This is a genomic window from Vibrio sp. B172a (assembly GCF_030248355.1).
Taxonomy (GTDB): Bacteria; Pseudomonadota; Gammaproteobacteria; order Enterobacterales; family Vibrionaceae; genus Vibrio; species Vibrio owensii.
This window is the reverse complement of sequence record NZ_JAHGAC010000007.1, coordinates 169,767-182,691: the sequence shown is the minus strand read 5'-3', so window position 1 is coordinate 182,691 and position 12,925 is coordinate 169,767. Positions and strand designations below refer to the sequence as shown.

Genomic DNA, 12,925 nt, shown 5'->3' with positions numbered 1-12,925 from the left:
ATGCGAAGAGGATTACATTACACGCATACCTGGTTGAGCACCTTCGTGTGGCTCAAGAATCCATAGTTCGCTACCACCAGGGCCAGCGGCTAGGATCATGCCTTCAGACATACCAAACTTCATCTTACGAGGTTTTAGGTTCGCTACCATTACAGTTAGCTTGCCTTCTAGCTCTTCAGGTTTGTACGCTGACTTGATGCCAGAGAACACCTGACGAGTTTCACCGCCGATGTCTAGTTGGAACTTAAGCAGTTTGTTTGCTTTTGGTACTTCTTCACAAGAGATGATGCGAGCAATACGCATATCAACCGCTGCGAAAGCATCGAACTCAATCTCTTCAGCGATTGGATCTTTATCTAGCTCAGTTTGGCTAGCTTTGTTCTTTTCTGCTTCCGCTTTCTCTTTTGCTGCCATTTCTGCCGCTGCGTCTTCTTTCGATGCTTCGATCATCGCTTCGATGTTCTTAGGATCGATACGGTTGAACAGTGCTTTGAACTTAGTGATCTCGTGACCGGTCAGTGGTGCAGCAATGCCTTCCCAAGTTAGCTCTTCGTTTAGGAATGCTTCAGTACGCGCTGCTAGTGCAGGCATAACTGGTTTCAGGTAAGTCATTAGAACGCGGAACAGGTTAATACCTACAGAACAAATTTCTTGTAGTTCCTGATCTTTACCTTCTTCTTTTGCAACAACCCAAGGTGCTTTTTCGTCAACGTATTGGTTTGCTTTGTCTGCTAGTGCTGTGATTTCACGGATCGCACGGCCGAACTCACGAGTCTCGTAAAGCTCTGCGATACGGTCTGCTGCTGCAACGAATTCGTTGTATAGCTCAGGCTCTGCAAAATTTTCAGCAAGCTTGCCTTCAAAACGTTTAGAGATGAAGCCAGCGTTACGAGAAGCTAGGTTAACAATCTTGTTTACTACGTCAGCGTTAACACGTTGAGTGAAGTCTTCAAGGTTAAGGTCTAGGTCGTCGATACGGCTGTTTAGTTTTGCCGCGTAGTAGTAACGCAGACACTCTGGATCTAGGTGATTCAGGTAAGTGCTTGCTTTAACAAACGTACCTTTAGACTTAGACATCTTCGCGCCGTTTACCGTTACGTAGCCGTGTACGAATACGTTGTTTGGCTTACGGAAACCGCTGCCTTCTAGCATTGCTGGCCAGAATAGAGAGTGGAAGTAAACGATGTCTTTACCGATGAAGTGGTAAAGCTCAGTTGTGCTGTCTTTCTTCCAGTATTCGTCGAAATCTAGACCTTCAGTCTTGTCACATAGGTTCTTGAAAGAAGCCATGTAGCCAACCGGTGCATCTAGCCATACGTAGAAGAATTTGTTCTTCTCGCCTGGGATTTCGAAGCCGAAGTAAGGTGCATCGCGTGAGATATCCCACTGTTGCAAACCTGATTCGAACCACTCTTGCATCTTGTTAGCCGTTTCAGATTGTAGAGAACCTGAACGAGTCCACTCTTTTAGCATGCTTTCGAACTGAGGTAGGTCGAAGAAGAAGTGCTCAGAGTCTTTCATTACTGGAGTTGCGCCAGATACTGCTGATTTCGGGTTAATCAGTTCAGTTGGGCTGTACGTCTCACCACAGTTATCACAGTTGTCGCCGTATTGATCTTCCGACTTACACTTAGGACAAGTACCTTTTACGAAACGATCCGGTAGGAACATTTCTTTCTCAGGGTCGAACAGTTGAGAAATCGTGCGGCTAGAGATAAAACCGTTTTTCTTCAGCTCAAGGTAGATGTGAGAAGCCAGTTCACGGTTCTCTTCTGAGTGTGTGCTGTGGTAGTTATCAAAGCTAATATCAAAGCCAGCGAAGTCTTTTTGATGCTCTTCGCTCACTGCAGCGATCATCTCTTCTGGCGTAATACCCATCTGTTGTGCTTTTAGCATGATTGGCGTGCCGTGAGCATCGTCAGCACAGATGAAGTTTACAGTGTTGCCACGTAGGCGTTGGTAGCGAACCCAGATGTCAGCTTGAATGTGCTCAAGCATGTGACCTAGGTGAATCGAACCATTAGCGTACGGAAGGGCACAAGTTACCAGCAGTTTTCTTGGATCGTTTGCCATACTTAATAATCGCTTTTTGATAGGTATAAAAAATAGAGACTAATACTACCCCATGAGTTCCCTAACGCCAAGGCATCAAACCATGGATTGCCTTAGTTTTTTTGGGGTTCTGAATCTCGCCGCTGGGTGCTACGATTAGATGCATAAAGGAGGCCTCATGCATCAGTTCACTTCAAAACAAGATTTTTGTCATTGGCTTAACCAGTTTCAACATCCACAGTTGGTGGAAAACTGGGCAGATATTAATGGTATGGTTACGATCCCCGCACAAGGTGGCATTCAAATTACCTTACCGTTTGCGAGCAACGAACTCCAAGTTGCGTTGAGCAGTTGGATTAAAGGGCAGCAGTCATCGGGTGATGTTCCAGCGTTTGATTTTCACATCGAACAGAATATCAAAGCGCTCGAGACGCAAGTTACCAATGCTGTCAAAGGCGTGAAAAACATTATCGCAGTTAGCTCAGCAAAGGGAGGTGTGGGTAAATCGACAACCGCGGTTAACCTTGCTTTAGCCATTGCACAGTCGGGTGCAAAAGTTGGCTTGTTAGATGCTGACATTTATGGCCCATCGGTTCCTATGATGTTAGGTCAAGAAGACGCAAAGCCTGAAGTTCGTGACGCTAAATGGATGGAGCCAATTTTTGCTCATGGCATCTATACTCATTCTATCGGTTACTTGGTGGATAAATCGGAAGCGGCTATTTGGCGTGGCCCTATGGCTTCCAAAGCGCTATCACAACTGCTAACCGAAACGGATTGGCCGAAGCTTGATTATCTTGTTATCGATATGCCGCCGGGTACGGGTGATATTCAGTTAACGCTTTCACAGCAGATTCCAGTAACAGGTACGGTCCTTGTTACTACACCACAAGATCTTGCGTTAGCGGATGCACGTAAAGGCGCGGCTATGTTCCATAAAGTCAACGTGCCAGTTGTTGGCGTCGTTGAGAACATGAGTTACCACATTTGTAGTCAGTGTGGGGCTGTTGAGCATATTTTCGGTACTGGTGGTGCAGAGAAAATGTCACAAGAATTTGGCTTGGCGCTGCTTGGGCAAATTCCGCTTCATATCTCTATGCGAGAAGATATCGATGCCGGTATCCCAACAGTGGCGAGACGCCCTGATAGTGAGCATGCGGGCTACTACAAACAGCTTGCTGACCGAGTTTGTGGCACCATGTATTGGCAGGGTAAAGCCAAACCGGATGCAATCAGTTTTACTATGGTGAACTGAGTTTAATATCAACGCTGGTTGAATATTGCACATTTAAACGTTTGCTCGGAGGTTAATCCTCTGAGCTGACAGAAACTTATAACGAAACCCTAATTCCAGCTAGTCACGAGGGGGTGAACTCCCTATAATCAGGCAGTTTATCTTTTTATGTGACTAGAAAATCATCATCGGGTGCAAATTAATGTCTGATAATAATCAATGCGTCATCGTCGGTATTGCTGGCGCTTCTGCTTCGGGAAAAAGTCTGATCGCGAGCACAATTTACAATGAGCTTCGCGAGAAAGTGGGCGATCATCAAATCGGTGTCATCACGGAAGATTGCTACTACAACGACCAAAGCAACCTAAGCATGGAAGAGCGTGTAAAGACTAACTACGATCACCCGAGCGCGTTGGACCACGACCTACTCTGTGAACACCTAGAGAAATTGGTGCGTGGAGAAGCTGTAGAAGTTCCAGAATACAGCTACACAGAGCACACTCGTACAAGCAACACCACTCCAATGACCCCTAAAAAGGTAATCATTCTTGAAGGTATCTTGCTGTTAACCGACCCTCGTCTACGTGACCTAATGCACGCGACAGTATTTATGGATACGCCACTTGATATCTGTCTACTACGCCGTGTTAAACGTGACGTTGAAGAACGTGGTCGTACTATGGAGTCTGTTCTTAAGCAATACCAACAGACTGTTCGTCCGATGTTTATGCAGTTTATCGAACCTTCTAAGCAATACGCGGATATCATCGTTCCTCGCGGTGGTAAAAACCGTATCGCAATCGACGTTCTTAAAGCGCACATTGCAAAACTTCTGAAAGCTTAAGCCTTTAGACGGCTATATCGCTTTATTTTTGTATGAAGAAGTGGCACCTTAGGTGCCACTTCTTTTTTTGTTTTTAAATTAGTCAGTTGCAACGGAAAACCGGACATTTTTCACGCTTTTGTGGAACTGTCGGCGATAAAACAAGTCTGCGCTTATAATTGTAAAAACACTCGAGCAAGGAAAAAGCGAATGAAGAAACTGCTCTTAATCATTGCCATCCCAATTGTGGCAATTTTGGCTGTTATTTTAGGGTTAGTGATTTTTGTCAATCCAAACCAGTTTAAACCACTTATTGTGGAGCAAGCGCAAAAGCAAACCGGTTTGGAATTAGTCATTGAAGGGGACATTAGTTGGCAGTTTTTCCCATCGATTGGTTTCGAATTGGGTCGCACTGAGCTAAGAAACCCACAAGGTTTTAGTCAGCCAAATCTATTTAAAGTTGAAACGGTCGGTGTTGATGTCTCGGTTACCCCGCTATTAAGCAAACAGCTAGAAATTGGTAACGTTACCCTTGATGGTGCAGAGTTCTATCTTGAAACACTGAAAGATGGCACGAAGAATATTGATGCATTAACCAAAGCACAAACTCAACAAGCAGAACAAACGGCTGATGCAGCACCAGAGCAAGCCGCAGACTCACAAAGCGCCGCTTCTGATTGGACGATCAATCTTGCCGGTGTCAGCATCTCAAATGGCTATGTTGAAATCCAAGATAAACAAGCCGGAAGCTACACTAAGCTTTCTGATATCTCACTAAACCTTTCTCAGTTTGCTTTCGATAACTGGACAACCGCAGACTTTGGCGTGAAAGGTGAGATGAATGAGCAAACCTTCACCGCGCAAGGTAAAGCGGAGTTTAAATTGGCAAAAGGCCTTGCAAGCTACGCTTTGAAAAACATCAACTTCGATGCAACCTATTCAGATGCGACAAACAAGATTGAATCAGCAACGATTGGTTTGGAAACGTTTGAATTCGATAAAGTAAACAACCTAAGCTATGCATTGAAAGGTGAAGCTGGTGGTATGAAGCTGGATATGCAGGGTGGCGGCGAATTAACGGTCGATAAAGCCATCAGCAAAGTGCAGTTGAACAAGTTGACGCTCAACTCAACTTTTGAGGGGGATGCGCTGCCTCAATCACCAATGAAAGTGGATATGGCTTCGGACCTTTCGTTCGACCTAACTAAGAGCCACCTGAGCTTTGTGTTGGAGAAGCTAACGGCGAACGCTATTTCATTGGACGGTAAAGCGGATGTGACTTTAGGTGATATTCCGAAAGTACGTTTTGTAGTGCATAGTCCTAATATCGATTTGGATGAATTCCTAGGCTTGAATAAGCAAGCTCAAGCGGGTGATAAACCAGCATCAGGTGGTAGCAAAGCACCAGCAGCAGGGCCAGAAGTTGAACCAGACTTATCGGCACTAAAAACGCTTGATGTGAAGGGTGATATTACGATTGATAAGTTCAAAGCAGCGAACGCGAAAATGGAAGCGGTAAAAGCAAGCTTCTCTGTTAATCGTGGTATATTTGATCTTACTTCATTCAGCTCTAAGTTGTACCAAGGCACGATCACCGCAACAGCCAAACTGGATGCGCGTAAATCGCCAGCCACTTACTCTGCGAAGAAATCTATCAAAGGCGTGCAAGTCCAACCGTTACTTGTTGATGTAGCAAATAACGACATGCTAGAGGGCACAGGTAACATTGATGTGAACATCAGTGGTAAGAGCCTAACGCCAACAGGCATCAAGAAAAATCTAACAGGCACGGTTGTGATTAACTTTGCGGATGGCGCTGTTAATGGCATTAACGTCGCTCAGCTTATCCGTGAAAACTACGCGCGATTCAAAGGCCAGAGCGTAGATGGCACTGATGAAGTCAAGAAAACGGACTTCAGCGCGATGACAGCGACCTTGAAGTTGAACAAAGGTGTGGTTTCTACCGATAACATGAAAGCGCAGTCTCCACTTCTTCGCATTCGTGGTAAAGGTCAAGCGAACTACCTAAACGAAACGGTCGACTTTACCATCAGCACCTCGATTGTAGGTTCACTGGAAGGTCAGGGCGGTAAGAATATCGATGAGCTTAAAGACATCACTATTCCTATCAACGTTTCTGGCAAATGGGCGGAACCTAAATTTAAGTTGGTCTTTGACGATGTGTTGAAGCAAAAAGCACAGAAAGAAATTGATCGTGGCGTAGAGAAGCTAACGGACAAGATCAAAGATGAGAAGACCAAAGAGGCCGTTGATGGTCTATTGAAAGGCTTGTTCAATTAACAGCGGTCTAAATGCAAAAGAGAAAGGGTTGGCAATGTGCCAACCCTTTTTATTACTTATTACACGATGAATAGATTACCAATCCACACCTTTTAACGCTTTTACGCCAGATTCAAAAGCGTGTTTGACGTTCTTTACTTCCGATACGGTATCGGCCATTTCAATCAGAGTGCGATGTGCTCCGCGGCCAGTGATCACAACAGACTGCATTTTAGGACGGTTGTTTAGGGCTTCTACGACCTCATCCAAGTCGATGTAACCATAGCTCACCATGTACGTCAGTTCATCAAACAAGACGACATCAATTGATTCATCGCCAAGCATGCGTTTACATTCCTGCCATACCAACTGTGCTGCTTCGGTATCTGCGCTTTTATTTTGCGTTTCCCAAGTAAAGCCTGTTGCCATTACTTGAAACTCAACGCCGAGTTTTTCGAGTAGGTTGCGCTCACCATTATCCCATGTGCCTTTGATAAATTGAGCAACGGAACACTTCAATCCATGACCCACTGCGCGAGTAATCGTGCCGAAACCTGAAGTCGATTTGCCTTTACCATTGCCGGTTATGATCAGCAGTAGGCCCTTCTCTTCTTGGGCGGCCGCGATTTTTGCGTCTACCTGTTCCTTTACTTTTTGTTGGCGAGCCTTATGGCGTGCTTCTTTGTTTTCCTCGATAGACATAGTACTTCCTCAATTCCGTTGTGTGCTTTGCCCGTGCTAACTTGGGTTCATCGAATTATCTCGCTATGATAGACCAACATGTCGTGAAGAAAAACCATCGATAATTCAGGGAATAAAATGAAGAAACTACTCGTTGTTTGTATGGGAAATATTTGCCGTTCGCCAACTGGTGAAGCGGTATTAAGAGCAAAAGCTAAAGAGTTGGGTATTTCAGTGGAAGTGGACTCGGCAGGAACGATTGGTTACCACGCCGGAAATCCGCCTGATGCACGCTCCATGCAAGCAGGAAAGCAACGAGGTTATTCGTTCAAAGGGATGCGCTCTCGTAAGGTAACGATAGGGGACTTCGATGAATTTGATATGGTGTTAGCGGCAGATAAAGCGAATCTTGCCGATCTATTGGATATTTGCCCGGTAGAACATCGCCATAAAGTATCGTTATTTTTAAGTCACGGTGATTCCGACTATGACGAGATCCCAGACCCATACTATGGCGGTGATGCAGGTTTTGAATTGGTATTGGATTTGATTGAAGACGCGTCAGAGACGATTCTAAAGAAGCTTTGATCAAATAGTTTGGGTAGGGCGATGAGCCCGAAAGCTGGATAGTAAAAGGGATGAGTCATGCTCATCCCTTTTTAGTTTTATTAGCCAGCAAGTATGTCCGTCGCAACCTTGTAGCTTGGGTCTTCTTTCACGTTGATTTCAACCAAACTGCCTGCTTTGTCTAGTAGCTTACGGCAGTCTGGGCTCAAGTGACGTAGGTGAAGCGTTTTACCTAGTGCTGCGTAACGTTCAGCCAGAGTTTCGATCGCTTCGATTGCAGAGTGGTCTGTTACACGAGAGTCCGCGAAATCGACGATAATGTCTTTTGGATCGTCGTGTGCGTTGAACAATTCTAAGAAGTTAGCCGCAGAACCAAAGAAGATAGGACCGTGGATCTTGTACTCTTTTGAGCCTTCTTCATTTAGGCGTGTGTCAGCGTAGATGTGTTTAGCGTGTTGCCATGCGAACATAAGTGCCGAGGCAATAACACCAACCGCTACAGCAACCGCTAGGTCAGTCAGAACCGTCACTACCGTAACTAGAACGATTACGAAGAAATCTTGTTTAGGTACACGACGTGCAAGTTTGAACGTTGCCCATTCGAACGTACCGATAACCACCATGAACATCACACCAACAAGCGCAGCAAGTGGAATCATCTCAATCAAAGAAGATGCAAACAGGATGAACATCAGAAGTGCAATAGCTGCAACGATACCTGATAGACGGCCACGACCACCTGAGTTTACGTTGATCATTGACTGACCAATCATCGCACAACCACCCATTGCACCAAACACTGAACATGTCATGTTTGCCATACCTTGACCAATACATTCACGGTTTGATTGACCACGAGTGTTGGTCATTTCATCTAGTACCGTTAGCGTCAGTAGAGACTCAATCAGACCGATAGCTGCAAGAATGATTGCGTAAGGCAAGATGATCTGCAGTGTTTCAAGAGTGAAAGGAACCGCTGGAATTGAGAAGGTCGGAAGAGAGCCCGCCAAAGTCGCTGCTTCGTCACCAGACATAGTACGTAGGAAGTCGACTACCGTACGTGTTTCTAGATCTAAACCAACCACTAGAGCTGTTACTGTTACGATTGCAACCAATGAAGAAGGTACAGCTGTGGTGATTTTTGGTAAGAAGTGAATGATACCCATTGTTAGCGCAACTAGGCCAAGCATTAATAGCATTTGGTCTTGTGGTAGCCAAGTCAGCATGCCGTTGATGTCTGGCGCTTTAAACTGACCTAACTGAGCTAGGAAGATAACGATAGCCAGACCGTTTACAAAACCGATCATTACTGGATGAGGTACGATTCGAATGAATTTACCCAGCTTGAATAGCCCCGCTGAGACCTGAAGAATACCGGCTAACATGATTGCCGCGAATAGGTACTGAACGCCGTGAGTCGCAACTAGCGACACCATTACAACAGCCATAGCGCCCGTTGCTCCAGAAATCATACCTGGACGGCCACCGAAGATAGAGGTGATAAGACCGACGATAAAGGCTGCGTACAGACCAACCATAGGGTCTACACCAGCAACGAATGCAAACGCTACAGCTTCAGGAACCAGTGCTAGCGCAACCGTAAGACCTGATAGCACATCGTTTTTTACGGAGTGCTTAGAAAATTGAGGAAATTCGAACATGTTTTGTATTGAGTTCTCTTGGCGATGAATTTCTCCCGACACATATTCGTATTTGCACGAGCGCTGATGGGTAAAGTGTCTTCACTTTTATCAGCACAAACAGTAGTAAAAAAAGAGCAGCAGCAGAATGGTGTCGAAAACTTAAGTCGGCGAATGCTACCGAAAAGTGTGATTAAGTTCAACAATGAAGGGGATATTGACGCACAAATGTGATCAGTCGTTGATATTAATATGAACAATTATAGTTAACACTCACAGCAACAAAAAAGGCTGCCAATTGGCAGCCTTTCGTTTCACTCTCGCGTTTGCGAGGACAAATTCTAGCTTAGCTAAAGTTTGGTTTTGTCATCTGTGCTGATGCACGGTTTGTTGCAACTTGACTACCTGCGCCTTTTGGAGCGTAGCGGTCTGCTTTAAACGGCGCTGCTGAAACCGTGATTTCACGAAGCTCTTGAGGACCTGGTGCTTTAGTCATCGGAGCGCTAGCGCGTTGCTTAGCTGCGACTTTGATAACTTCTGCTTTAGGAACTGGTGTAGCCATTGGCGCTTCTACTGCAACTTGCTCTACAGTGTCTTCTACCACTTCAACCACTGGCTCTTGAGCTGCTTCTGTAACTTCAACGACAGGTGCTTCAACCGGTTCAATGATTGGTTCTACTGGCGCTGCTTCTACTGCTGCAGGTTCCGCTTTTTGTGCAACGACTGTTTCAACCACTGGTGCTTCTACAACAGGCGTTTCTACAGCTGGAGCTTCAACTTTCGCTTCTACAGGCTGTTGAACTTTTGGTTCAACCACTGGCGCTTCAACTACTGCAGGTTGCTCGCGGCGAATGATTACTTTGCCCATTGCCATTTCTGGACAAGCAAAGCCACCTTGCATTGCAGGTACAGATGTCGCTGTTACTGCCACTTCTTCCTTCACTCGCTCTTCCTTTTTAGGTGCTGGTTTTGGAATGTAGCGTGGCATCACTTTACCCATAGCCATCTCAGGAGAGGCTACACCACCTTTACGTAGGCGGAATGGGTTAGGGCGACGATCGCGACCACGACGACGACGTTGACCACTTGCACGCAGGTGACGTGGTGAACGACGGTTGCGACGTTGTTTCGATTCAGCTTTGTCTTGTTGCGCTTCTGCTACCGCCTCTACTGGCTTCTCAACAGGTGCTTCAACCGCTTCAATTGCTTGTACTGGTGTTTCCAGTTCAGCTTGCTCAGCCGTTTGCTGGTCTTTCACACGTACAGATTTGTTTAGTTTGCGACGTTGACGACGCTCTTTCACTTTCTCTGCTTTTGCGTTTGGCTTCGCTTTGCTTTCTTCAGGCTTCGCTTCTGAACCGGTGCGTGCTTCAGCAGCAAGCTGCAGGCCTTTTTCCGCTACCTTAGCATTTGCTTTTGGCTCTTGTGCTTTTTCAGCTTGCTGAGCTTTTGGCTTACGCTTCTGGTTACGATTTTGCTGCTTGTTAGGTTGCTGCTGCGCTTCGTTTTGCTCAGTCGCTTGCTCTTCACGTGGCTTACGACGACGCTTGTTGTCGCGGTTGTCACGACCTTCGCGATTATCGCGTTGGTTGTTGTTACGACGACGGTCGTTGCGGTCACGTTTGTTGCGTTTGTTATCGCGGTTTGGTTTCTTCTCTTCTTCTTTCTTAGGCTCTTCTTTTACTTCTTCAGAACCACCGAATAGGAAACTACCAATCGCTTTAAATAGACGACTAAATAGACCAGGCTTTTCTTCTTGAACCACTTCTTTCTTCTTCGCTGCCGGAGCAGGCTTAGAAGTCGCGCTAGGAGCTGGCGCAGTTTGAGCTGGTGCAGCGAAACCTTTTAGAACTGGTTCTTCAATACGTTTAGGTTTGATGTCAGCTTCTGCAGGCTCTTTGCCTTCTGCTTCTTTCATTGCTTCCAGTTTCTTAGGAAGTAGGTAAGAAAGCAGATCGAACTCTTCACCTTCACGTACGCGAATCACTTCGAAGTGTGGTGTTTCCATATCAGAGTTAGGAACAACCGTGATCTTCACTTCTTGAATGCGTTCAATGTGGTTCACTGAGCGACGTTTTTCGTTCAGAAGGTAAGATGCAATCGGAACAGGTACAACGGCAAGAACTTGTGCTGTGTTGTCCTTAAGTGCTTCTTCTTCAATTAAACGAAGAACAGACAGAGCTAGAGATTCATTATCACGAACAACACCTGTACCACTACAACGAGGACAGATATGGTGGCTTGCTTCTGCTAGAGAAGGGCTCAAACGCTGGCGTGACATTTCTAGAAGACCAAAGCGAGAAATGCGGCCAATCTGAACGCGAGCACGGTCTAAACGAACGGCTTCACGTAGACGGTTTTCTACTTCACGTTGGTGACGAACTGGCGTCATATCGATAAAGTCGATAACAACCAAACCACCAAGGTCACGTAGACGCAATTGACGAGCGATTTCGTCTGCTGCTTCTAGGTTAGTGTTCAGTGCTGTTTCTTCGATATCGCCGCCTTTTGTTGCGCGAGCAGAGTTGATATCGATAGAAGTCAGAGCTTCTGTTGGGTCGATTACGATAGAACCGCCTGATGGTAGGCGCACTTCACGTTGGAAAGCGGATTCAATTTGGCTTTCGATTTGGTAGTGGCTAAATAGCGGTACTTCGCCTTCGTATTTTTTAACGCGGCTGATGAAATCTGGGCGTACCAATTGAATGTGCTCTCGTGCACGTTCATAGATGGTGTTGCTGTCGATTAGGATTTCACCGATATCACGACGTAGGTAGTCACGGATCGCACGAACGATTACGTTACTTTCTTGGTGGATTAGGAAAGGAGCAGGGTTAGAATCTGCCGCGCCCTTAATCGCACCCCAGTGGTTAAGTAGTACGTTCAAGTCCCACTCAAGTTCTTCTGCACTCTTACCTACGCCAGCAGTACGTACGATTAGACCCATACCTTGCGGTAGTTCTAGCGTGCTTAAAGCAGCTTTTAGTTGAGTGCGCTCATCACCTTCGATACGACGAGAAATACCGCCGGCACGAGGGTTATTAGGCATAAGAACAAGATAGCTACCCGCAAGAGAGATGAAAGTAGTAAGAGCTGCGCCCTTGCTACCACGTTCTTCTTTTTCCACTTGTACGATTACTTCTTGACCTTCAGTCAGCACTTCTTTAATGCTTGGGCGACCTTGGTAAGTGTAACCTTCTGGGAAGTATTCGCGGGCAATTTCTTTAAGAGGGAGGAAACCGTGACGCTCAGCACCGTAATCAACAAATGCGGCTTCTAAGCTTGGTTCGATACGTGTGATACGTCCTTTGTAGATATTCGCTTTTTTAGATTCATGACCTGGACTCTCGATATCAAGATCGAAAAGTCGCTGGCCATCAACCAGAGCGACACGCAACTCTTCTTTTTGAGTTGCGTTAATTAACATTCTTTTCATTGAAAATTTCTCGTTGTCTTTTCTTTATATTTCTTTGCAACTTGTCACTTTTGTTTCGCTCTTTCACGGTGCCTGATCCCATGGCTTATATTTTGCAGCCTCCCGGCTGGAAGGGGATGCTCTAGGGCACTTCAGTCATCACAAATTCTTTTGGGTTTCGTTGGAAACGGAAACTTGTGACCCGCTATATCGGGCGGTAGATACTCAACGTG

8 protein-coding genes are annotated in these 12,925 nt (G+C 45.8%); 4 read left to right on the top strand and 4 right to left on the bottom strand.

Features of this window, described 5'->3' with window-relative positions; all coding sequences use genetic code 11:
• Window positions 1-12: 12 nt before the first annotated feature.
• Complete coding sequence (gene metG, locus KIT90_RS08790) at window positions 13-2,073, bottom strand: methionine--tRNA ligase (protein WP_208444857.1); 2,061 nt, start codon at window positions 2,071-2,073, stop codon at window positions 13-15.
• Between the two features lie 157 nt (window positions 2,074-2,230).
• Here metG and apbC point away from each other — a divergent pair, with 157 nt between their 5' ends.
• The 3 genes from apbC (at window position 2,231) to KIT90_RS08775 (ending at window position 6,410) form a co-directional block, all read left to right on the top strand.
• On the top strand, window positions 2,231-3,307 hold the full coding sequence (gene apbC, locus KIT90_RS08785) for an iron-sulfur cluster carrier protein ApbC (RefSeq protein ID WP_285376302.1): 1,077 nt from the start codon (window positions 2,231-2,233) through the stop codon (window positions 3,305-3,307).
• 181 nt (window positions 3,308-3,488) lie between these two features.
• Window positions 3,489-4,130 (top strand): uridine kinase, encoded by a 642-nt coding sequence (gene udk, locus KIT90_RS08780; RefSeq protein WP_005439612.1) that lies wholly within the window; start codon window positions 3,489-3,491, stop codon window positions 4,128-4,130.
• Window positions 4,131-4,319: 189 nt separating this feature from the next.
• The gene (locus KIT90_RS08775) at window positions 4,320-6,410 is read left to right on the top strand and encodes an AsmA family protein (protein ID WP_285376301.1); all 2,091 of its coding nucleotides are present in this window, start codon (window positions 4,320-4,322) and stop codon (window positions 6,408-6,410) included.
• A gap of 75 nt (window positions 6,411-6,485) precedes the next feature.
• Here KIT90_RS08775 and cobO read toward each other — a convergent pair whose 3' ends face one another.
• The gene (gene cobO / locus KIT90_RS08770; RefSeq protein WP_285376299.1) at window positions 6,486-7,091 is read right to left on the bottom strand and encodes a cob(I)yrinic acid a,c-diamide adenosyltransferase; all 606 of its coding nucleotides are present in this window, start codon (window positions 7,089-7,091) and stop codon (window positions 6,486-6,488) included.
• Between the two features lie 117 nt (window positions 7,092-7,208).
• Here cobO and KIT90_RS08765 point away from each other — a divergent pair, with 117 nt between their 5' ends.
• Complete coding sequence (locus KIT90_RS08765) at window positions 7,209-7,658, top strand: low molecular weight protein-tyrosine-phosphatase (RefSeq protein ID WP_039987834.1); 450 nt, start codon at window positions 7,209-7,211, stop codon at window positions 7,656-7,658.
• Between the two features lie 80 nt (window positions 7,659-7,738).
• On the opposite strand, the gene KIT90_RS08760 is transcribed toward KIT90_RS08765, so the two are convergent.
• Both KIT90_RS08760 and rne read right to left on the bottom strand, forming a co-directional pair.
• Window positions 7,739-9,298: a SulP family inorganic anion transporter gene (locus KIT90_RS08760; protein WP_285376296.1), complete on the bottom strand. Its 1,560-nt coding sequence runs from the start codon at window positions 9,296-9,298 to the stop codon at window positions 7,739-7,741.
• 325 nt (window positions 9,299-9,623) lie between these two features.
• Entirely contained in the window at window positions 9,624-12,713 is a 3,090-nt protein-coding gene (rne, locus tag KIT90_RS08755) for a ribonuclease E (RefSeq protein WP_285376295.1), read from the bottom strand.
• Window positions 12,714-12,925 lie beyond the last annotated feature (212 nt).

Coding starts and splice junctions, on each gene's coding strand:
- metG (WP_208444857.1), bottom strand. CDS start 2,073: ATGGCAAACGATCCAAGAAAACTGCTGGTAACTTGTGCCCTTCCGTAC.
- apbC (WP_285376302.1), top strand. CDS start 2,231: ATGCATCAGTTCACTTCAAAACAAGATTTTTGTCATTGGCTTAACCAG.
- udk (WP_005439612.1), top strand. CDS start 3,489: ATGTCTGATAATAATCAATGCGTCATCGTCGGTATTGCTGGCGCTTCT.
- KIT90_RS08775 (WP_285376301.1), top strand. CDS start 4,320: ATGAAGAAACTGCTCTTAATCATTGCCATCCCAATTGTGGCAATTTTG.
- cobO (WP_285376299.1), bottom strand. CDS start 7,091: ATGTCTATCGAGGAAAACAAAGAAGCACGCCATAAGGCTCGCCAACAA.
- KIT90_RS08765 (WP_039987834.1), top strand. CDS start 7,209: ATGAAGAAACTACTCGTTGTTTGTATGGGAAATATTTGCCGTTCGCCA.
- KIT90_RS08760 (WP_285376296.1), bottom strand. CDS start 9,298: ATGTTCGAATTTCCTCAATTTTCTAAGCACTCCGTAAAAAACGATGTG.
- rne (WP_285376295.1), bottom strand. CDS start 12,713: ATGAAAAGAATGTTAATTAACGCAACTCAAAAAGAAGAGTTGCGTGTC.